The 20731-nt window shown below is 69.1% G+C and carries 17 protein-coding genes and 1 tRNA gene; 4 read left to right on the forward strand and 14 right to left on the reverse strand.

Annotated elements, in window-relative coordinates; genetic code table 11:
• Positions 1-187: 187 nt before the first annotated feature.
• From ASC59_RS06855 to ASC59_RS06895, 9 genes are all read right to left on the reverse strand, one after another.
• Positions 188-261: transfer RNA gene (locus ASC59_RS06855), tRNA-Leu, on the reverse strand.
• An 89-nt stretch (positions 262-350) separates the two neighbouring features.
• On the reverse strand, positions 351-1835 hold the full coding sequence (locus tag ASC59_RS06860; RefSeq protein WP_055819970.1) for an NAD(P)/FAD-dependent oxidoreductase: 1485 nt from the start codon (positions 1833-1835) through the stop codon (positions 351-353).
• Between the two features lie 40 nt (positions 1836-1875).
• The gene (locus tag ASC59_RS06865) at positions 1876-3159 is read right to left on the reverse strand and encodes a S8 family peptidase (RefSeq protein ID WP_055819973.1); all 1284 of its coding nucleotides are present in this window, start codon (positions 3157-3159) and stop codon (positions 1876-1878) included.
• Positions 3156-3689 (reverse strand): DUF501 domain-containing protein, encoded by a 534-nt coding sequence (locus ASC59_RS06870; protein WP_055819976.1) that lies wholly within the window; start codon positions 3687-3689, stop codon positions 3156-3158. Before ASC59_RS06870 ends, ASC59_RS06865 begins: the two co-directional genes overlap by 4 nt.
• Positions 3686-4189 carry a septum formation initiator family protein gene (locus tag ASC59_RS06875; protein ID WP_082513450.1) on the reverse strand — a complete coding sequence of 168 codons (504 nt, stop codon included), beginning with the start codon at positions 4187-4189 and terminating at the stop codon, positions 3686-3688. Before ASC59_RS06875 ends, ASC59_RS06870 begins: the two co-directional genes overlap by 4 nt.
• Positions 4190-4212: 23 nt before the next feature.
• A complete protein-coding gene (eno, locus tag ASC59_RS06880; RefSeq protein ID WP_055819978.1) occupies positions 4213-5493 on the reverse strand; it encodes a phosphopyruvate hydratase in 1281 nt (426 codons plus the stop codon).
• A 152-nt stretch (positions 5494-5645) separates the two neighbouring features.
• Entirely contained in the window at positions 5646-6905 is a 1260-nt protein-coding gene (gene hisS, locus ASC59_RS06885) for a histidine--tRNA ligase (RefSeq protein WP_055819980.1), read from the reverse strand.
• Positions 6906-7029: 124 nt separating this feature from the next.
• The gene (locus tag ASC59_RS06890) at positions 7030-7563 is read right to left on the reverse strand and encodes a ferritin (protein WP_055819983.1); all 534 of its coding nucleotides are present in this window, start codon (positions 7561-7563) and stop codon (positions 7030-7032) included.
• A gap of 83 nt (positions 7564-7646) precedes the next feature.
• Positions 7647-8342, reverse strand: coding sequence for a MazG family protein (locus ASC59_RS06895; protein WP_055819986.1), 696 nt, complete (start codon positions 8340-8342; stop codon positions 7647-7649).
• Between the two features lie 134 nt (positions 8343-8476).
• Here ASC59_RS06895 and ASC59_RS06900 point away from each other — a divergent pair, with 134 nt between their 5' ends.
• Positions 8477-9727 (forward strand): Na+/H+ antiporter NhaA, encoded by a 1251-nt coding sequence (locus ASC59_RS06900; RefSeq protein WP_055819989.1) that lies wholly within the window; start codon positions 8477-8479, stop codon positions 9725-9727.
• Here ASC59_RS06900 and mfd read toward each other — a convergent pair.
• From mfd to ASC59_RS06915, 3 genes are all read right to left on the reverse strand, one after another.
• Positions 9633-13301: a transcription-repair coupling factor gene (gene mfd / locus ASC59_RS06905; RefSeq protein ID WP_055819993.1), complete on the reverse strand. Its 3669-nt coding sequence runs from the start codon at positions 13299-13301 to the stop codon at positions 9633-9635. The genes ASC59_RS06900 and mfd overlap by 95 nt on opposite strands.
• Positions 13302-13550: 249 nt before the next feature.
• Complete coding sequence (gene pth, locus ASC59_RS06910) at positions 13551-14135, reverse strand: aminoacyl-tRNA hydrolase (protein WP_055819996.1); 585 nt, start codon at positions 14133-14135, stop codon at positions 13551-13553.
• A gap of 41 nt (positions 14136-14176) precedes the next feature.
• Entirely contained in the window at positions 14177-14782 is a 606-nt protein-coding gene (locus tag ASC59_RS06915) for a 50S ribosomal protein L25/general stress protein Ctc (protein ID WP_055819997.1), read from the reverse strand.
• Positions 14783-15055: 273 nt separating this feature from the next.
• On the opposite strand from ASC59_RS06915, the gene gndA reads away from it, so the two are divergent.
• Positions 15056-16513, forward strand: a complete 1458-nt coding sequence (gene gndA, locus ASC59_RS06920) for an NADP-dependent phosphogluconate dehydrogenase (protein WP_082513451.1) — start codon at positions 15056-15058, stop codon at positions 16511-16513.
• 15 nt (positions 16514-16528) lie between these two features.
• Here the strand turns inward: gndA and ASC59_RS06925 are convergent, their stop codons facing one another.
• Positions 16529-17785, reverse strand: coding sequence for an APC family permease (locus ASC59_RS06925; protein WP_235492601.1), 1257 nt, complete (start codon positions 17783-17785; stop codon positions 16529-16531).
• Between the two features lie 47 nt (positions 17786-17832).
• Here ASC59_RS06925 and ASC59_RS06930 point away from each other — a divergent pair, with 47 nt between their 5' ends.
• On the forward strand, positions 17833-18192 hold the full coding sequence (locus tag ASC59_RS06930) for a hypothetical protein (protein ID WP_082513452.1): 360 nt from the start codon (positions 17833-17835) through the stop codon (positions 18190-18192).
• A gap of 57 nt (positions 18193-18249) precedes the next feature.
• Here ASC59_RS06930 and ASC59_RS06935 read toward each other — a convergent pair whose 3' ends face one another.
• A complete protein-coding gene (locus ASC59_RS06935) occupies positions 18250-19944 on the reverse strand; it encodes a long-chain-fatty-acid--CoA ligase (RefSeq protein ID WP_235492699.1) in 1695 nt (564 codons plus the stop codon).
• A gap of 142 nt (positions 19945-20086) precedes the next feature.
• On the opposite strand from ASC59_RS06935, the gene ASC59_RS06940 reads away from it, so the two are divergent.
• The gene (locus tag ASC59_RS06940) at positions 20087-20728 is read left to right on the forward strand and encodes a hypothetical protein (protein WP_055820006.1); all 642 of its coding nucleotides are present in this window, start codon (positions 20087-20089) and stop codon (positions 20726-20728) included.
• Positions 20729-20731: the final 3 nt, after the last annotated feature.

A 20731-nucleotide genomic window follows, 5' to 3' on the forward strand; every position in this document is an offset into this window, starting at 1 on the left:
TCGGAGGCGATGACTCAGTATGCACCATGCCGGCGGATGCGGCAGCGCGTGTCGCGTGGGTCTGCGTGATCAGCCATCCGAGCTGTCGAGACCGGAGTACGTGTGGGTGGAAGGCACCCAGCACCCGCAACGAGTGCGTTCTCGGGGAATGTGGCCGGAGCGGCCGATCTCAGAACAGCTCGCCCTGTGCTCCCGCAGGGACTCGAACCCTGACTGAAGCGATTTTAAGTCGCCTGCCTCTGCCGATTGGGCTACGGGAGCCGGAGGTGTACCGAGGCCAACCTACAAGAAACGCCCCGCCCGGTCCTTCGGAGCGAAGGAACGGGGCGGGGCGATTCGTGACGTGACTGCTAGGACTTGGCGCTGGCTCGCTCCGCTGCTGCGGGCTCGACGGATGCCTCGGCTGCCGGCGCGGCCTTCGCTGCGGCGGGCTTGCGCTTGGCCGGAGCCTTCTTCGGTGCCGCCTCGACGGCCGGAGCCGCGGGAGCTGCCGGAGCGACGGGTGCGGCTGCCGGGGGCTTCGGGCGTGCGGCGAACTCCTCGAACACGGCGCGCGGGTGCTGCACGGCCTCGATGGCGACGATGTCGCGGCCGAGGAAGAAGTTGGCGACCCAGCCGCCGACGACTCGGAGCTTGCGCTCCCAGCTGGGCATGGCCAGGCCGTGGTAGCCGCGATGGGCCACCCACGCCGGGAAGCCCTTGATCGCGAGCTTGCCCGACTGGAACACGCCGATGCCGAGGCCGAGGCCGGCCACGGCGCCGAGGTTCTTGTGCTTGTACTCCTTGGGGCCCTCGCCACGGAGCACGGCGACGAGGTTCTTCGCGAGCAGCTTGCCCTGGCGAACCGCGTGCTGGGCGTTCGGAACGCAGTAGCCGCCGACTCCGCCGCCGGAGAGGTCGGGGACGGCCGAGACGTCGCCGGCGCCCCATGCACCCTCGATCCACTCGTCCTCGGTTCCGACGCGGAGGTCGGCGCGCACCTTGAGGCGCCCGCGCTCCTCGATCGGGAGGTCGGTGTTGCGCACGATGGTCGGGTTGGCCATGACGCCGGCGGTCCAGACGATGAGGTCGGACTCGAAGGACTCACCGGTCGAGAGCTCGATCTTGCCGTCGACCGCGCTGGCGAGCTGCGTGTCGAGGTGGATCTGCGCACCGCGCTGGTCGAGGTTCTTGATGACCCAGTGGCTGGTCTCGAGGGATACCTCGGGCATGATGCGTCCCATGGCCTCGATGAGGTGGAAGTGCGTGTCCTCGAAGGAGATCGTCGGGTACTTCGGGATGAGTGCGCTCGCAAGAGACCGCAGCTCGGCGAAGATCTCGATGCCGGCGAAACCGCCGCCGACCACGGTGAAGGTGAGCAGACGGTCGCGCTCGGGTCCGGCGGGGAGCATGGACGCCTTGTCGAAGTTGGTCAGCACGCGCTGGTGGATCGCGGCGGCCTCCTCGATGGTCTTCAGGCCGATCGCGTTGTCGGCGATGCCCGGGATCGGGAAGGTGCGCGAGACGGCACCGGCCGTGACGACGACGATGTCGTAGTCGAGCTGGTACGGCTCGCCCGCGATGGGCTCGATCGTGACCTGCTTGTCGGCGTGGTTGATGTTGGTGACCTTGGCCGCGAGGATCGTCGTCTTCTTGAGGTGACGACGGTGGGACACCACGGCGTGACGGGGCTCGATGGAACCGGCGGCAACCTCGGGGAGGAACGGCTGGTACGTCATGTAGGGCAGCGGGTCGACGATCGTGACCTCGGCTTCGCCCTTGCGCAGCTGCTTCTCGAGTTTCCAGGCGGTGTAGAACCCGGCGTAGCCTCCGCCGACGATCAGAATTCTGGGCACAGTGGAACGGTCTCCTACATGATCACGTTGGTGCGGATCGTCACTGTTTTCGCAACGACCGCTTGATATGCCGTGTGGCGCCGATGCCCAGCAGCACAGCAAGACTACCAAATCCTGCGAGCACGGCGAACGGCACGGTCAGGTAGCGCAGCGTCCAGCCCGTCGTCATGAACGACTGCTCATCCGCCTTGACCTCCGGAGCGGGGTCCGGCACCGGGGTCGTCGGCGTGAGGGTGGGCGCCGTGGTCTCCTCGGCCGGCGGCTGCGCGCGCCGGTGGATGCGGATCCAGTCGGTGAGCTGGTCCTCCGGCGTCGTCGTGGCCGGATCGACGCTCGCGGTGAGGGCTGCAGACGCGTTGATGAGACCGTTGCCGTAGATGGGGCTCGGCACGTCATGGCCGTTGGGGTCGGCCGTGGCGATCACGCGGTTGATGGCATCCGCCGCGCTCAGGTCGGGGTAGGCGCTGCGCACCAGGGCGAGCAGTCCCGAGACGAGCGGAGTCGCCCCGCTCGTGCCGTTCCAGGCCACGTAGCCGCCGCCGGGGACGACGCCGACGAGCTCCTCGCTGGGGGCTGCGACCGAGATGGTGATGCCCTGCGACGAGGCGTCGAAGCTGGCCTCCTTGTTGCGGTCCACTCCGGCCACCACGACCACGCCGGGGATGGTCGCCGGTGCGCCGACCTGCGACGTTCCTCCGGCTCGGTTGCCGGCGGCCGCCACCACGATCACGTCGTTCTGGAACGCGTAGAGGAACGCGTCGTCCCAGCTCTGCGGCCAGTCGACGGTGTTGCGGGTCAGCGACATGTTGATGACGCCGGCGCCGTTGTCGACGGCCCACCGCACGGCCTCCGCGATCTGGTCGTCGGTCGAGATCTTCGACTTGGTGTCGCTGCCGAAGGCGACGGAGATGCTCAGCAGTTGCGCCTCGGGCGCGACGCCGAGAACCCCGTTGCCCTCTCCAGTGCCCCGCCCGGCGAGGAGCGAGGCGACCTGGGTTCCGTGCGAGTCGTCGTCGCCGACGGGCTTCTGCCCGTTGGCCGATCCGATTCCGGAGACATCCGCTCCCCCGACGACGACACCCTTCAGTTCGGCGACGGAGCCGTCGATGCCGGTGTCGATGACGGCGACCTTCACCCCGGCGCCCTTACTCGTCGTCCACGCCTGAGTGAAGCCGTAGTCGTTCAGCCAGTACTCGAGGTCGCGCACGGGGTCGGCGTGCGCCGGGGGCGCATCGATCACGTCGAGCGCGATGGGGCTCGCGCCGAGCAGGGCCACCGCGACGATCAGCGCCCCCGCCGCCGTGCGCCTCAGTCGTCGTCTCACTCGTCGCCGACCTCGTCGATCCCGGGGTAGTCGACGCAGGCGCAGACGGAGGGGCTCCACACGGACCGCGCGAGGGCGAGGTCGCCGATCGGGTTCACTCCTGGGCCGGCGGCCAGGGCGTGGCCGGCCAGGGCGTGCAGGCACTTGACGCGCTCGGGCATGCCTCCGGCCGAGAAGTTCGTGATCTCGTCGACGACGAGGATCGATTCCCGGTCGGACAGGTAGGAGGCGTGGGCCTTCTCGTAGGCGGCCTTCACCTCGGGGTCCTCGGCCAGGAGGTCCTGGAACTCGACCATGACATGCGCTGCCTCGAGGTAGGACATGGCGGCGGTGGCCGCAGGATGCGACAGGTAATAGAGCGTGGGGAACGGGGTGCCGTCCTCGAGCCGTGGCGACGTCGCCACCACGGTCGGGGCACCGCACACGCAGCGCGCGGCGACGCCGATGACGCTGCGGACGGGACGACCCAGTTGGGCCGAGAGGATCGCGATGTCGCGCTTCGACGGCGCGTCGAACGGCGGCGTGGTCATTTCGAGGATCCTTCCGGAGCGACGGGCGCCAGCCCGGCGGCCATCGCAGAAGCGAAGAGGGAGTGCATCCAGTCGGACTTCGTGGCCTGCACCTCGGTGGACACCGGAGCCGGCTCTGCCGCAGCGGCGGCCGCCGGCAGGTCGTTGATCACGAGGAAGCTGACCTCCCCGGGCATGACGTAGGCGAGACGCTCCCGTGCCTGGGTGGTGATGAAGGTCTTGTCGTTCCAGCGCTCCCGCTCCGCGGTGAGCGAGTCGACCTCGCTCTTCTCGGCGGCCACGGCCTGCTGCAGCGCCGCGATCTGCTGTCGCTGAGCCACCCACGACTGCGCTGCGGGCGCGAGCACAACGACGGCGAGCACGGCGAGCCCCATCATGATGAGCGAGAAGCCGGAGAAGCGCAGGCCGCGCATCCAGCCGCCCGCCGCCGATTCACGGCGGAGGGCGACCGGGATGCGTGTCGACTGCTGGTTCAGAGTCGCGTCAGGAGAGGTCGGCATCTGCCCCTCCTCCGTTCGTCGACTCAGACCGTGAAGCGGGGGAACGCGCTGCGTCCTGCGTAGACGGCGGCGTCGCCCAGCTCCTCTTCGATCCTCAGAAGCTGATTGTACTTAGCGACACGCTCGCTTCTGGCAGGCGCTCCGGTCTTGATCTGGCCGCAGTCCGTCGCGACGGCGAGGTCGGCGATGGTGGTGTCCTCGGTCTCGCCCGAGCGGTGCGACAGGATGGCCGTGTAGCCCGCGCGCTGCGCGAGCGCGACGGCGTCGAGCGTCTCGGTGAGAGTGCCGATCTGGTTCACCTTGACGAGGATCGAGTTGCCGGCCTTGACCGTCAGGCCCTTGGCGAGACGCTCGGGGTTCGTGACGAACAGGTCGTCTCCGACGATCTGCACCTTGTGGCCGAGCTGCTCGGTGAGGTGGGTGTAGCCGTCCCAGTCCTCCTCCTCCAGCGGGTCCTCGATCGAGACGAGCGGGTACGCGTCGACGAGCTCTGCGTAGTAGGCGACGATCTCGGTGGCCGAGAGCTGCTTGCCCTCGAAGTGGTAGGCGCCGTCCTTGTAGAACTCCGTCGCGGCGCAGTCGAGGGCGAGGGCGATGTCCTTGCCGGGAACATAGCCGGCGATGCCGATGGCCTCGACGATCAGGTCGAGGGCGGCACGGTTGCTCGGCAGGTTGGGAGCGAAGCCGCCCTCGTCGCCGAGGCCGGTGGCGAGGCCCTTCGACTTCAGCAGGCCCTTGAGGGCGTGGTAGGTCTCGACGCCCCAGCGGAGACCTTCGCTGAAGGACTCGGCGCCGAGCGGAACGATCATGAACTCCTGGATGTCCACGTCGTTGTCGGCGTGCGAGCCGCCGTTGATGATGTTCATGAGCGGAACGGGCAGCGTGTGCGCGTTCGGTCCGCCGAGGTAGCGGAACAGCGGGAGGTCGAGCGAGTCTGCGGAGGCCTTGGCCACGGCGAGGCTCGCTCCGAGGAGGGCGTTGGCTCCCAGACGGCTCTTGTTCTCGGTGCCGTCGAGGGCGATGAGGGCTGCGTCGATGAGGCGCTGCTCAGTGGACTCCATGTCCTCGATCTCGTCGGAGATCTCACCGATGACGGCGTCGACGGCCTTCAGCACGCCCTTGCCGCCGTAGCGGGCCTTGTCGCCGTCGCGCAACTCGTACGCCTCGAAGGCGCCCGTGGATGCACCGGACGGGACGCCGGCGCGAGCCACCGTGCCGTCGTCCAGCAGAACCTCGACCTCAACGGTCGGGTTGCCACGGGAATCAAGAATTTCGCGAGCGCCTACAGCCTCGATGAGAGCCACAACTATCTCCTTTGGAACCGGGTGTGTTTTGAACGAGAACGTCGTTGTTCCTCGCTGGTCAGTCTAGGGCGCGGCCGACGAGGCCCGCGAGTCGCCCACCTCCGCCGCCGCTGCCGGCCGCGAGCCTCCCGCTGGCAGTGCCGGAGAGCCGGTCAGCCGATGGCCTTGAACTCCAGTGCCGCGGCATCCGTCTCGCCCGAGGCGACGAAGGCGTACCGGGTGAACCCGTCGGCCTCGGCGCGCTCGAGCAGCGCTCGGACGTTCTTGCTGCGCTTGGCCAGGCGCACTCGGGCGCCGGACTCCACCAACGAGCCCTTGAGCGACACCAGCGACGCCGGTTCTGCATCCTTGTCGTGCACGAGGAGCACAGCGTCGGCGCGAGCAGAATCGTCGGCGTCGAGGAGGTCGACGATGCGCTCGAAGCCGATGGAGAATCCGCAGGCGGGAACGTCGGTTCCGAGGAAGCGGCCGATCATGCCGTCGTATCGTCCTCCCCCGCCGAGGGAATAGGTGAGCTCGGGGTGCGAGATCTCGAAGATGGTGCCGGTGTAGTACCCCATGCCCCGCACCAGCGTCGGGTCGAAGTCGAGCTCGATGCCCGACACGGCGTCGCGGATGGCACGGAGCTCGGCGTAGACCTCGAGGTCGAGCCAGGCAGGCGGCGGCAGCGTTCCGTCGTGCAGGTGCCAGCCGGCGTTCTCGATCGAGGCGAGAGTGTCGGCGATGCCGTCGGTGGTGATGCCGAGGGACCCGAGTTCATCGACGACGCCTGTGACACCGATCTTGTCGAGCTTGTCGATGGTGATGAGGGCCCGCTCGTGCTGTTCTGCCGGTACCTTCCAGGTGTCGAGCAGACGGGTCAGGATGCGGCGGTCGTTGATGCGGATGCGGCATCCGTTCAGTCCGAGGGCCTCGATCGCCGCGGCCGTTGCCGTGATCAGCTCGATCTCGGCGAGCGCACCGGACTCCCCGATGATGTCGATGTCGCACTGCAGGAACTGGCGGAAGCGGCCCTTCTGCGGGCGCTCGGCCCGCCAGACCGGGGCGATCTGGATGGCGCGGAACACGGCCGGCAGCTCTGCCCGGTGGCTGGCGTAGAAACGGGCCAGCGGCACGGTGAGGTCGAAGCGCAGTCCGAGGTCGGCGAGGCCGAGCGCGTCGTCGGCCTCAGCCGCAGCGGCGAGCATCTCGCTGGTGATCCCGCGGCGCATCACCGCGAACGCGAGCTTCTCGTTGTCGCCACCGAGGCCCGAGTGCAGGTAGGCGGCGTCCTCCATGACCGGCGTCTCGATCTCATCGAAGCCGTGCCGCGCGTAGGCGCTCCGGATGACTCCGAGGGCGTGCTCGCGGCGGGCCTTGTCGGCCGGGAGGAAGTCGCGCATGCCGCGGGGAGGGGTCACAGTCTGGGCCATGGGTCCATCCTCCCAGTTCCCGGGCGCTCCCTGAAAAGCGAGGAGGTTCGCGACGAATCGCCCCGACCCGGCGGTCGAGGGGCGGGTTTCGAGGCGGAGATCCTCGCTTTCCCGTGCGGCGGTCCTAGAGGGCCCCGCCGGCCGCTGCGGGCGCATCGGGCTCGAGGCCGCCGTCGCCGATGGCCTCGCGGGCGACGAAGTTCTCGAGATCGAAGAGGTTGTCCCCCGCGCGCTGGGCGACGGTCAGCAGCGTCGACATCGACGCGACCTCCTCGACCTGTTCCTTGAGGAACCAGAGCATCGCCTGCTCGCCGATGGCGTCTCCATCGGCCCGCGCCGCACGGAACATCGCCTCGATCTGGGAGGTGACCTGCTTCTCCTGTGCGAGGGCCAGGGCGATCGGCTCGACCACCGAGGCGAAGGCGGTCTGCGGTGCGTCGACGCCGGGGATGGTGACGCCGAGGTCGCGGTCGAGGCGGTACTGCACCAGCATCATGGCGTGGTTGCGCTCCTCGAGCGATTGACGGTAGAAGTGGCGGGCCAGTTGCGGGAGGTCGTGCCCGTCGAACCAGACCGCGATGGCGATGTACTGCTGCGACGCCGAGAACTCGTTCCCGATCTGGGCCGTCAGGAGGTCGTTGAAGCTCTGCTCTGTCATGGCTCCGACGTTAGCGGCGGCATCCGGCGCCCGCTAGGCAGGACAGGCTGCCCTGAGCGCGGTCGTCGGCCCGGCTCGAAGGCCTAGCGGGCCTCGGCGGCATCAGCGGCCGGGGCGGCCTCCGCGTCCGTGGCGGCGGCCTCCGCCGCACGCACGTCGTCTCCGAGGGAACGGATGGCGGCCCGCAACGCCCGCTCGGGGTCGAGGTCCTTCGCGCGGGCGTTGGCGACGAGTGCGAGCAGGTGGGCGCCGAGCGCAGCCTCGTCGTCGATCCCGGCGGTCGCGGCGATGGAGGCATCGGTGCGGTCGACACCGACCTTCGCCGCCTTGCCGAGCGTCTTGTCGGCCAGCGCGAGTGCGGGCATGCCCTGCGGGACCCCGTCGAGCACGCTCGTGCGGTGAGGCTTCTCCTCGGCCTTGAGCTCGTCCCAGAACGCGACGACATCGTCGGCCGTCGACGCCTCGCGGTCGCCGAAGACGTGCGGATGCCGACCGATCATCTTGGCGTTCATGTGGGCGGCGACATCCTGGATGTCGAAGTCCTCCCCCGCCGTGTTCGCGGCGATGTCGGCGTGGAACAGCACCTGGTAGAGCACGTCGCCGAGCTCCTCGATCATCTCGGCTCGGTCGCCGGCCTCGATCGCGTCGATGAGCTCGTGGGACTCCTCGACCAGGTAGCGCACCAGCGACTCGTGGGTCTGGTCTGCGTCCCACGGGCATCCGCCTGGGGCGCGCAGCAGGGCGACTGTGGCGATGAGGCCGTCGAGTTCGCTGGTCATGCCTTCATGCTAAACGGATGCATCGCCCTCGGCAGGAGCTCCTCGCTAGACTGACGGCGGTGCGCCGGGAAGTCTGGTCGGCGGGCGGCTGAGCCGCTCTGAATCCAGCACGCGACCCTCGAGGAGTCCAGTCGATGACCATCCAGCACAGCGACGACCACCGCACATCGCCCTTCAGGTCGGAACGGGTGGCCGCCGGCCTTCTGCTGCTCGCGGCCGTCCTGGGACTCGTCGTCGCGAACCTGGCGGTCGGCCCGGCACTGCTGGACTTCATGGGCTCTCACGTCGAGATCGAGGCCATCGCCTTCGACATCTCCGTGAGCCACGTGGTCAGCGACGGCCTCCTCGCGGTCTTCTTCTTCATCGTCGCGGTCGAACTGCGTCGCGAACTGGTGATCGGCGAGCTGAACTCCCTGTCCAAAGCCGCGCTCCCCGCCATCGCCGCCATCGGCGGGGTCGTCGTTCCGGCCCTCGTCTACCTGGCGTTCACTGCAGGGACGGATGTCGTCGACGGCTGGCCGATCCCCACGGCGACGGACATCGCCTTCGCGCTCGGAGTGCTCGCCATCTTCGGATCGGCACTGCCGACACGGGTGAGGGTGTTCCTGATGGCGCTCGCTGTGCTGGACGACCTGGTGGCCATCCTCATCATCGCCTTCTTCTTCACGACGGGCGTGCAGTTCGCCTCCATCGGCTTCGCCGCCATCGCCATCACGGCTTTCGGTGCGTTGAGCCGACTGCTCCGACCCCGCTCCCCGTGGCTGCTCGCCCGACGTGCGCAGTGGCCCATCATCGCGACGATGATCGTGCTCGCCATCGCCGCGTGGTTCTTCACCTACCAGTCCGGTGTCCACGCCACCATCGCGGGCGTTGCCCTCGGGTTCGTGATCAGCCGGCGCCCGGGAGGCCGAGCCGTGCACGCGATCGAACCCTGGTCGAACGGCGTCATCCTGCCGATCTTCGCGTTCTCGGCTGCACTCGTGGTGATCCCGTCGGTCGCCCCGAGCGACCTGAGTCCCGCGTTCTGGGGCATCCTCGTGGCGCTGCCCGTCGGCAAGCTCATCGGAATCACCCTGGGCGGCCTCATCGGAGGCTGGATCTTCCGGCGTCGTTCCGGTGCGCTCAGGCTCCCCGACCTCATACCCGTCGCCGCCCTCGGCGGTATCGGCTTCACCGTCTCGCTGCTGATGAACGAACTGGCCTTCCGCGGCAATCGGGAGGTCGCCGACGAGGGCGTTCTCGCCGTGCTGCTCGGCTCGGCCGTGGCGATCGCGTTCTCCGCCGTCGCCGTCAGCGTGCGCGCTCGACAGTATCGGCGTCAGCGGCTCCTGGCTCTGCAGGCTCGGCAACCGGAGCCGGGAAGATCGCCGTCAGCAACTGCGTGACCCAGGCGATGAGCTCGGCGTCCTCCAGCGGCTGCCCGTGCTTGTCGGGAAGCGGAACCGACAGCACGCCGGTCTGCGTGAAGTAGCGCGAGCCCGGGTACATGCGCTGCAGCCGCACCTGGATCGAGTCCGGCAGGGTTCCCGGGCCGACGCGCAGGTTCGATCCCATGGCCACGACCTCGCCGAGACCCGCGCGCTGAGCCTGTCGGCGGAGCCGGGACACGGCGATCAACGTGAGCACTGCCTGCGGCGGCTCGCCGTAGCGGTCGGTGAGCTCCTCGAGCACGCTGTCGATCTGGCCGTCCTTGGCCGCCGGCGAACTGGCTGTCGAGAGCTTCTGGTAGGCCTCGAGACGCAGGCGCTCGCTGTCGACGTAGTCCTCGGGGATGTGAGCGTCGACCGGCAGCTCGAGCCGAAGCTCGGTCTGCCCTTCTGCCACGTCGCCGCGGAAGGTGGAGACGGCCTCGCCGATCATGCGCAGGTAGAGATCGAAGCCCACCCCGGCGATGTGCCCGGCCTGCTCACCGCCGAGCAGGTTGCCCGCCCCACGGATCTCGAGGTCCTTCAGCGCCACCTGCATGCCCGACCCGAGTTCGTTGTTGGCCGCGATGGTCGAGAGCCTGTCGTGGGCGGTCTCGCTGAGTGGCGTGTTCTCGTCGTAGAGGAAGTAGGCGTAGGCACGCTCGCGACCACGTCCGACGCGACCGCGCAGCTGGTGCAGCTGGCTGAGGCCGTACTTGTCCGCCCTGTCGATGATGATCGTGTTGGCGTTGGCGATGTCCAGGCCGGTCTCGATGATGGTCGTCGAGACGAGCACGTCGAACTTGCGCTCCCAGAAGTCGACGACGATCTGCTCGAGCACGCTCTCGGGGAGCTTGCCGTGCGCCACGGCGATGCGAGCCTCGGGCACGAGCTCGGCGAGCTGGGCCGCAACGCGGTTGATGCTCGACACCCTGTTGTGCACGAAGAACACCTGCCCCTCGCGCAACATCTCACGGCGGATGGCCGCCGTCACCTGCTTCTCGGAGTACGGGCCGACGAAGGTGAGGATCGGATGCCGGTCCTCGGGCGCCGTGGCCAGCGTCGACATCTCCCTGATGCCCGTGACGGCCATCTCCAGCGTGCGCGGGATCGGCGTCGCGCTCATGGCGAGGAAGTCGACGTTCGTGCGCAGCTTCTTGAGCTTGTCCTTGTGCTCGACGCCGAAGCGCTGCTCCTCGTCGATGATCACGAGACCGAGGTCCTTGAAGATGACGCCGTCGGCCAGCAGACGGTGCGTTCCGATCACCACGTCGACGGTGCCATCCGTCAGCCCGGCGAGGGTCTCGCGCGCCTCCTTGTCGGTCTGGAACCGGCTGAGGGCCTTCAGGTGCACCGGGAACCCGGCGAAGCGCTCCTGGAAGGTCTCGACGTGCTGCTTGACGAGCAGGGTGGTGGGAACCAGCATGGCGACCTGCTTGCCGTCCTGGACGGCCTTGAATGCTGCACGCACGGCGACCTCGGTCTTGCCGAAGCCGACGTCTCCGGAGAGCAGCCGGTCCATCGGGATGGGCCGCTCCATGTCGGCCTTCACCTCGTCGATGGTCTGCAGCTGGTCGGGCGTCTCCGCGTAGGGGAAGGCCTCCTCGAGCTCGCGCTGCCAGGGGGTGTCAGGACCGAAGGCGTGTCCGCGCGACGCCATGCGTGCGGAGTAGAGCTTGACCAGTTCGACGGCGATGTCGCGAACGGCTCTGCGGGCTTTGCTCTTGGCGTTCGACCAGTCGCTGCCGCCCATCTTCGACAGTGCCGGTGCCTCGCCTCCGACGTAGCGGGTGAGCAGGTCGAGCTGGTCGGTGGGCACGAACAGCTTGTCGGCCGGCTGCCCGCGCTTGGACGACGCGTACTCCAGCACCAGGTACTCGCGCACGATCGTCGGCTGCTGAGCGATGCCGGCCGTGCGGCTCGGCCCGGTCGGGCGGGCACCGGATGCCACGGTGCGCTGGGTCATGTCGACGAAACGGCCGATGCCGTGGGTCTGGTGCACCACGTAGTCGCCGGGCTTCAGCTGCAGGGGGTCGACGACGTTCTTGCGCCTGCTGGCCAGCTTCTTGATCTGGCGGGAGTCGTAGCCGGCGGTGCGACCGTAGAACTCGCCCTCGCTGAGCACGCCGATCTTCGCCGACGGGACCTCGAAGCCGCGGGAGACGCCAGCCTGCAGCAGATAGGCGACACCGGGCTCAGGGTTCTCGGGGAACTCGTCAGCGACACGGCCGGCGAAGCCGCGGTCGGCGAGCACGTCGCGGGCACGCTCGACGAGGCCGTGCCCGGCTGCCACGATGGCCATCGACCAGCCGTCGGCCAAGCGGGCGCCGACATGCTCGAGAGCACCCTCGACGTTGCCGGCGAAACTGGGCACGGCGTATGCGGCCACCCTGACGTAGTCGAGCAGATCGGCGTCGCCGGCATCGAACGCGGAGAAGGTCCACCAGGGGTGGTCCTGCGTCTTCTCCCCGGGCGCGGAGAAGCGCACCGAGTCGCGCAGCTCGGACAGCGAGAGGAAGTCCCCGGAGTCGAGGTCGATCGGCGCCTCGGCTCCGGCGGTCGCCGCACTCCACGCCGCGGCGAGGAACTCGCGGTTGGTCTCGGCCAGGCTCTGAGCCCGACCGCTCACACGTTCTGGACCGACGACGGCGACGACGGCATCGTCGGGCAGGTAGTGGGTCACGGGCACCAGGCGGTCGACGAGAGCCGGCGCCAGCGACTCCATGCCCTCGACGGGGATGCCCTCGGCGATCTTCTCGAGCATCTGGGCGAGACTCGGGAACTCGTGCCTCATCTCGCGGGCACGCTGGCGCACCGAATCGCTCAGCAGCATCTCGCGACTGGGAACCAGGCTGACGGATGCCACGGCATCGGGGAGCGACCGCTGGTCGGACACGGAGAACGCCCGGAGCTGATCGATCTCGTCGCCGAAGAAGTCGACGCGATAGGCGTGGTCGGCCACAGGCGGGAAGACGTCGAGGATGCCGCCGCGCACGGCGAACTCCCCTCGGCGGGTCACCATGTCGACGCGCGTGTAGGCGAGGTCGACGAGCTCGCCGGCGAGGGCCGAGAGGTCGTAGCCTCGCCCTCCCTGCGCGAGGACGACGGCCGGGTGGTCGGCCAGGTTGTCGGCGATGGGCTGGAGCGCCGCGCGCACGGAGGCGACGACGATGAGCGGGGGGCGCATGGCGGGATCAGCCTCGCTCCACTCCCGGAGCGTGCGCAGGGCCTGGATGCGGCGGCCGACGATCTCGGCGCTGGGGCTGAGGCGCTCGTGCGGGAGCGTCTCCCAGGCCGGGAAGTCGAGCACCGTTGCGCCGGGCGCGTAGGCGGCGATGCTGGCTTCGAGCGCCTCGGCCTCACGGCTCGTCGCCGTGATCACGAAGGCCGCCTGTGCGCCACGCTGGGCGCCTCGACGCGCCAGGAGGGCGGCGATGAGCGGAGCGTTCAGCCCCTCGGGGAGGGAGAAGTCGGCATCCCGGTTCGCCTGAGCGAGAGCCGATTCGATGGTGGAGGCGCGCTCGAGCGCGGTCAACAAGCCCTGGAGCATCACCGTACGAGTCTACGGCCGCCCGCCGACACACCGGTCGCGCATGGCCCCCGGACGGGCATCACCCGATCTGGGAGGCGCAGAGCCGCCGTGCCCTTCCCTAGGGTCGAAACACGCCGGAAGTCCCCTACGACGAAGGCGGAGCGTCAGACGTCGAAGTTCACGCAGTGCCCTCGCAGAGTCCCGGTTCCCTCGGAGCCGGGACTCACTGCGTCTGACCGGGTCGCAGGCGCGCGCATCACCCGGCGCGCCTCAGGACGGCGAGTGGAAACGCAGCTGAGCCGACGCGAGGCCGTCGGTGACGATGTGCTCGGCGGCGTCGGCGGCATCCGCCAGCAGATTCGGAAGCACCTTCTTCTCGGTCGATGAGAAGTCGTGCAGCACGAAATCGGCGGCGTCCTGTCGCCCGGGCGGCCGCCCGACGCCGACGCGGACGCGCGTGAAGTCGGGGGTGCCGATGGCGGCGATGATGTCGCGCAGGCCGTTGTGGCCGCCGTGGCCCCCGCCCTGCTTGAGTTTGACGGTGTCGAAGGGCACGTCGAGCTCATCGTGGATCACGATGAGCCTGGACGCGTCGAGCGAATAGAACTTCAGCAGTGCCGCGACCGGCTTGCCCGAGAGGTTCATGAAGGTTCCGGGCTTCGCGAGGATCAGCTTCGGACCGCCGGGGCTCAGGCGTCCCTCGGCGACGAGCGCGTTCGCCTTGTGCGTCTTGAACGACGCCGAGATGCGGCCCGCGAGCTCGTCGAGCACCATCTGCCCGACATTGTGCCTGTTGCCGGAGTAGCCGGGCCCGGGATTGCCGAGCCCGGCTACCAGCCAGGTGTTCTCGTCCACGTCGTGAACGTTTCGTCGTGAACGGAAGAGACCGGGAATGACTACTCGGCAGCCTCGGCTGCGGCAGCGGCGTCAGCCTCTTCCTCTTCCACGCCCTCGCCGCGACCGGCAGCGGGCACGTGCACGTTGATGACGAGCGTCTCGGGGTCGCTGATGAGCGATGCACCCTTGGGGAGCTCGACGTCCTTCGCGAAGATCTGAGCGCCCTCTTCCAGGCCCTCGATGTCGACGACGACGTTCTCGGGGATGTGGGTCGCCTCGGCCTCGAGCAGGAGGGTCTTGGCGTCGAGGTCGGCGATGGTGCCGGAGAAGCTTTCACCGGTCACGTGCACGGGAACCTCGATCTGGACCTTCTCGCCCTTGCGGATGACGATGAGGTCGAGGTGCTCAATGATCTGGCGGACCGGGTCCTTCTGCACGTCCTTGACGAGCACGAGCTCCGTCTTGCCGTCGATGTCGAGCTCGAGCAGGGCGTTGGCCTTGCGGAGGATGAGTCCGATCTGGTGGGCGGGCAGCGTCACGTGGCGCGGGTCGGAACCGTGGCCGTAGATGACTGCCGGGATCTTGCCGACGGCGCGGATCTTGCGGGCAGCGCCCTTGCCGAAGGACTCGCGAACCTCGGCGACAACCTTGTTGTCATCACTCATGATGTATCTCCTTGCGGGCTCGTGGCCCAGATCAGTGGTCTGTGTGTTCAACTCGAACGCATGTCAGCGTGAGGAAAAGCCAGGGGAAGCCGCATCCGCCGCGTCGATAACGGATGCCGGAGCATCCCTCGCCGAAGTCTTCAGCCGCCAGCGCCGCGAGCGGCACCGGAAACCAGTCTGTGAGTCTATCAGGCCCGAGCCGTGCTGCAGCACGGCGTCACAGAGAGGCACCGACACTACGCTGGAAGTCGACTATCGAAGGAGAGCGAAATCGTGCCTGAGGCAACTGCAAACATCGGCGTCGTCGGCTTGGCCGTCATGGGTTCCAACCTGGCGCGCAACCTCGCCAGCCGCGAGGGGAACACCGTGTCGATCTTCAACAGGTCGTACGAGAAGACCCAGACCCTCCTCGACGAGCACCCCGAGGCCGAGTTCGTCCCGGCCTCCACCTACGCCGAGTTCGCCGCCTCCCTCACGACTCCCCGCACCGCCATCATCATGGTGCAGGCCGGCAAGGGCACCGACGCCGTCATCGACGCGCTGACCGAGGTCTTCGAGCCGGGCGACATCATCGTCGACGGCGGAAACGCTCTCTTCACCGACACCATCCGCCGCGAGAAGGCCGTGCGCGAGACCGGCATCAACTTCGTGGGCGCCGGCATCTCCGGAGGCGAGGAGGGTGCGCTCAACGGCCCCTCGATCATGCCGGGCGGTTCCGATGAGTCGTGGGTGACCCTCGGCCCCATCCTGAAGTCGATCGCGGCCATCGCCGAGGGCGAGCCCTGCGTGACCCACGTCGGCCACGATGGAGCAGGGCACTTCGTCAAGATGGTGCACAACGGCATCGAGTACGCCGACATGCAGCTGATCGGCGAGGCCTACGACCTCATCCGCCGCGGCACGGGCAAGTCTCCGGCCGAGATCGCCGACATCTTCTCCGAGTGGAACCGCGGCGAGCTCGAGAGCTACCTCATCGAGATCACCGCGGAGGTGCTGCGCCAGGTCGACGCCGAGACCGGGCAGCCGCTCGTCGACGTCATCCTCGACCAGGCCGGCGCGAAGGGCACCGGAGCCTGGACCGTGCAGACCGCGCTCGACCTCGGCATCCCGGTGTCCGGCATCGCCGAGGCCGTGTTCGCGCGCTCTCTCTCGTCGAAGCCGGCGCAGAGGGCTGCGGCATCCGACCTTCCCGGCCCGTCCGAGGCCTGGACCGTGGCGGATGCCGACAAGGACGCCTTCGTCGAAGACGTGCGCCGCGCCCTGTACGCCTCCAAGATCGTCGCCTACTCGCAGGGCTTCGACGAGATCGTCGCCGGCGCCGAGCAGTACGACTGGGACATCAAGAAGGGCGACATCGCGGCCATCTGGCGCGGTGGCTGCATCATCCGTGCGCGCTTCCTCAACCGCATCACCGAGGCGTACGCAGCCGACCCCGGTCTCGTCGCGCTCCTGACGGCCCCCTACTTCGCCGAGGCTCTCGCCGGCACCCAGGAGGCCTGGCGTCGCGTCGTCGTGGTGGCGGCGCAGGCCGGCATCCCGTCGCCGGCGTTCTCGTCGAGCCTCGCGTACTACGACGGCCTGCGCGCCGACAGGCTGCCGGCTGCTCTCATCCAGGGCCAGCGCGACTTCTTCGGAGCACACACCTACAAGCGCGTCGACAAGGACGGCGTCTTCCACACCCTGTGGTCGGGCGACCGCACCGAGATCGAGTCGGCCGGCTCCGGCCACTGAGCTATCCGCTCGGCGCTATCCGCTCGCCGATGGCCGAGCGAGGCGACCGGTGACGGCACGGGCGAGCAGCCCGACAGCCAGCACCGCCACGGCGCCGACGATCGCCTGCCACGGCAGCGTGAAAGCCAGCAGGATGCATCCGGCGAGCCCGATCCACTGCACGGCGCGCGGCAGCCAGCGCTCCGAGCGCGGCTGCCGCAGCGCCGCCGCGTGGGCGATCGCGTAGTAGCCGAGCACAGCGCAGGCCGAGAATCCGACCAGCTGGCGGGGATCCAGCAGCACGACGGCCAGGATCGCGACCAGCGCGACGGATGCTTCGGCCACGACGGGCGCGGAGGTACGCGTCGAGATGCGGCTGAGGCCGCCGGGCAGGTCGCCCTCGCGCGCCATCGCCAGCGAGGTGCGGCTGAGCCCGGCCAGGATGCCGATCAGCGAGCCCAGGCTGGCGATAGCCGCCACGACTGTCGCGACGACCGGCCACGCGGCGCCGCCGAGGGCCGCTGAGGCCAGATCGGCGAGAGGCGACGTCGACGATGCCAGTCCGTCGACGCCGAGCACGCTGAGGCAGAGGGCGCCGACGACCGAGTAGAGCACGAGCGCTATCGCCAGTGCCATGATGATCGCACGCGGAAGAGTGCGCTGCGGATCGCGCACCTCCTCCCCGAGGGTCGCCATGCGGGCGTATCCGGCGAAGCAGAAGAACAGCAGGCCGGCCGACTGCAGCACGCCGTAGAACCCGGCATCCGTCTGCCCGAGATCGAGGACGGGGCCGTCCGCCGCCCCTGAGATCAGCGTCGCCCCGAGCAGCGCCACCAGCCCGATGCCGACGATGGTCACGATTGCGACGCTCACCCGCGCCGTGCTCCTGATGCCGGTCGCGTTGACGGCCGCGAGCACGACGATCACCCCGACGGCCACAGCCCTCGCCTGCGCCGGCCAGAGGTAGCTCCCGGCGATGAGCGCGATGGCCCCGGCCGACGCCGTCTTGCCCCAGACGAAGAGCCAGCCGGCGGTGAACCCCGTCCACGGCCCGATGGTGGCGCGGCCGAAGGCGTAGGCGCCGCCGGACACGGGGTGCGCCATGGCCAACTGCGCCGTGCTCAGCGCATTCAGCGAGGCGACGATGCCCGCGATCACGAGGCCGACGAGCAGTGCTCCCCCGGCTGCAGCGGCGGCGGGCGCCCAGACGTAGAAGACGCCGGCGCCGACCATCGAGGCAAGGCCGATCCCGACGGCCAGCCCCGTGCTGATTCGACGTTCCAGAACGCTCACCCGAGTGACCTTAGCGATCCCACGTGAACCTTTGTTATGGTCGCCCCATGACGACGCATCCGGAGCTGCTGGGCTCCGACGAGGACGACGACTCCGCGCGCCCGCTCCTCGGCGCCCGGCGCAGCCCCATGCTGCGCGCCGTGGTCTGGATCGGGATCGTCGCACTCGTGCTGCCGGGCATCCTGGTGACGTGGGGCGTCGCGCAGGGCACGGCGTCGCGGGCATGCGCCAGTTACGCCGCGTACCTGCGCCCCGATGCCGGCGGCTCCTCGGTCGGCTTCGAGCTGTTCGCCGCCGGCGGAGCCGGGTGGCAGTGCTACGCGGTGAGCACGAGCGGACCGAGGGAGTACCTCGGCTCGCTCGGCCTCATCCCGTCGGCTCCCCACGTCCGGCAACAGACCGCCTGACCGGCCAACCGGCATCCGCGCGGCCGACCGTGGCCGGAGCTGCATCGCGCTCGAGGGTCAGCCGTTCAGAAGTCGGTCGCGCACCTGGCGCCTGATGACCTTGCCGATGAGGGACTTGGGCAGTTCGTCGACGGCCACGACCCGCTTCGGAACCTTGTAGGCGGCCAACTCGGCGCGAGCCTGGTCGCGGATCGACTGCTCGTCGAGTTCGGCGCCCTCCCTCAGCACGACGGCGGCGACGACCTTCTCACCGCTGTGCTCGTCCGGCAGGCCGACGACGGCGGCGTCGAGCACGTCGGGGTGCATCCGCAGCGCCTCCTCGACCTCGCTCGGGGCCACGTTGAAGCCTCCGGTGATGATGAGCTCCTTGATGCGATCGACGATGCGCACGAAGCCGTCGGAGTCGAGCGCCACGATGTCGCCGGTGCGGAACCAGTCGGAGCCGCCGTCCGTGGCAGGAACGAACACGGCAGCGCTCTCGTCGGGCTTCTTCCAGTAGCCCGAGAAGACCTGAGGACCGCGCACGATCAGTTCGCCCTCCTCGTCGGTCCCCCTGTCCTGCGTCGGATCCTCCGGGTCGACGACCCGCACCTCGGTCGAGGAGAGCGGGAGGCCGACGGTTCCGGCCTTGCGGGTCGGCGCGACGGGATTGGCCATGAGCACGGGCGAGGTCTCCGAGAGTCCGTACCCCTCCACGAGGTAGCCGCCGGTGAGTGCCTCCCATGGTTCGACGACCTCGGCGGAGAGCGGCATCGCACCCGAGATGGCGATCTCGATGCCGGCGAGCGAGACGCCCTCGCTCTCGGCCGCCTTGCGCAGCCGTTCGTAGATCGGCGGCACGGCGGGGAGGAAGGTCGCCGGATGCTTCTTCATCACGGCCAGCACCAGGTCGGGGTCGAACTTCGGGAACAGCACCAGGCGGGACCCCATGCTCATGGCGAAGGTCAGGCAGAGCGTGAGCCCGTAGGCGTGGAACATCGGCAGCACGGCGTAGACCACGCTGGTGCCGCGCGCGATGGTGGGCACCCAGGCCCGCGACTGCGCGGCGTTCGCGGCCAGGTTGAGGTGCGTGAGGGTCGCCCCCTTCGGGCTTCCGGTGGTGCCGCTGGTGTACTGGATGAGGGCGACATCGCCGACGGATGGCGCCACGATGTGCTCGTCGATGGGCGCTGCCTTCAGCAGGTCCTCCCATGACGTCGTGCCGCGCACCTTCGTGGTCAGGGCGGCGCGTGACTCGCGCGCCCGGGCGACCGGCAGCTTGAGGGCCGTGCGGGTGAGGAACGGCATGGCCCGCGTCACGTCGATGGAGATGATGGTCTCGACAGCGACGTCCGACGGGAAGTCCTGGATGGTGGCGACGACCTTGTTCCAGGCGATGACGACCGTGGCACCGTGATCCTCGAACTGGTGCCGCAGTTCCCGCGGAGTGTAGAGCGGGTTGTGCTCGATGACGATGGCGCCGAGGCGCAGCACGGCATAGAAGGCGGCCACGTGCTGCGGGCAGTTCGGAAGCACGAGGGCGACGGTGTCGCCCTTCTGCACGCCGAGCAGGCGCAGCCCCTCGGCCGCCCGGTCGACCTGGGCACCGAGTTCGGCGTAGGTGGTCGTCCGCCCGAAGAACTCGAGGGCCACGTTGTCCGGATACTGGGTTACGGAAGCCGCGAGCATGTCGTACAGCGAGCCGTCCGGCAGATCGATGTCATGGGGCACGCCCTCGGCGTACGAGTCGAGCCAGGGGCGCGGGGTCGTGATCACCCCTTTACAGTAGCCGGGGACGCGCTCAGGCTGCCCTGCTACCCTCACCAGAAGGCCTATGACCCCCGAACGCATCCGTCCTCGTCCCTCGTCGCGGCACACCGCGACGAGACGTGCTGCGCCCGTTCGGGCCGAGCGGATGCATCACCGCAATCGCCTCGCGATTCCGGCCGCCCTGGCCGTCGTCGCCTGGGGCGCCGCCATGATGATGGCTCCCCCACCGCTGCCGAGCGCCGCCGAGACGGCTCGGACGACGGCGCAGTCGACCGCGGCGAAGCTGCCGGAGCAGTCGCTCACCGTCGACGGGACCGTTCCCGACATCTCCGTGGTGCGCGACGGCTACTCCGCCACCGACGGAGCGCAGACCCTCGCGGCCAACGGCACCAATCACGACTGGGCGAAACTCGTGCTCGTGTTCGCCGGGTGGCCGACCACCGAGAGCAACATCACCGTCATCACCCGCTGGATGCGCCAGGAGAACGGCGTGGACAACTGGTGGAACCGCAACAACCCTCTGAACAACGGCTGGGGCTCCGGCGGCGGCAGCGGCCTCGGCAGCTACGACTCCCTCGTGACGGCCGCTGAGAACTGCGCCGACGCCCTGCACCGCAACTCGGGCTACACGGCCATCGCAGCCGGCTTGGCGGCCTCGGCCCCGACGGGCGAGATCGAGGCTGCCATCTGGGCGTCGCCGTGGGCGTCGAGCCATTACGCGAACGGATCGCACTGGAGTTCGCGGCCGGTCGACGTCGTCAAGGCGCCGGCCGACGCCTGGGGCTGAGCG

The sequence above is a fragment of the Leifsonia sp. Root1293 genome, assembly GCF_001425325.1.
Taxonomy (GTDB): Bacteria; Actinomycetota; Actinomycetes; order Actinomycetales; family Microbacteriaceae; genus Orlajensenia.

Coding starts and splice junctions, on each gene's coding strand:
- ASC59_RS06870 (WP_055819976.1), bottom strand. CDS start 3,689: ATGACCACGCCGCCGTTCGACGCGCCGTCGAAGCGCGACATCGCGATC.
- ASC59_RS06875 (WP_082513450.1), bottom strand. CDS start 4,189: ATGCCGACCTCTCCTGACGCGACTCTGAACCAGCAGTCGACACGCATC.
- hisS (WP_055819980.1), bottom strand. CDS start 6,905: ATGGCCCAGACTGTGACCCCTCCCCGCGGCATGCGCGACTTCCTCCCG.
- ASC59_RS06890 (WP_055819983.1), bottom strand. CDS start 7,563: ATGACAGAGCAGAGCTTCAACGACCTCCTGACGGCCCAGATCGGGAAC.
- ASC59_RS06895 (WP_055819986.1), bottom strand. CDS start 8,342: ATGACCAGCGAACTCGACGGCCTCATCGCCACAGTCGCCCTGCTGCGC.
- ASC59_RS06900 (WP_055819989.1), top strand. CDS start 8,477: ATGACCATCCAGCACAGCGACGACCACCGCACATCGCCCTTCAGGTCG.
- ASC59_RS06915 (WP_055819997.1), bottom strand. CDS start 14,782: ATGAGTGATGACAACAAGGTTGTCGCCGAGGTTCGCGAGTCCTTCGGC.
- ASC59_RS06930 (WP_082513452.1), top strand. CDS start 17,833: ATGACGACGCATCCGGAGCTGCTGGGCTCCGACGAGGACGACGACTCC.
- ASC59_RS06940 (WP_055820006.1), top strand. CDS start 20,087: ATGCATCACCGCAATCGCCTCGCGATTCCGGCCGCCCTGGCCGTCGTC.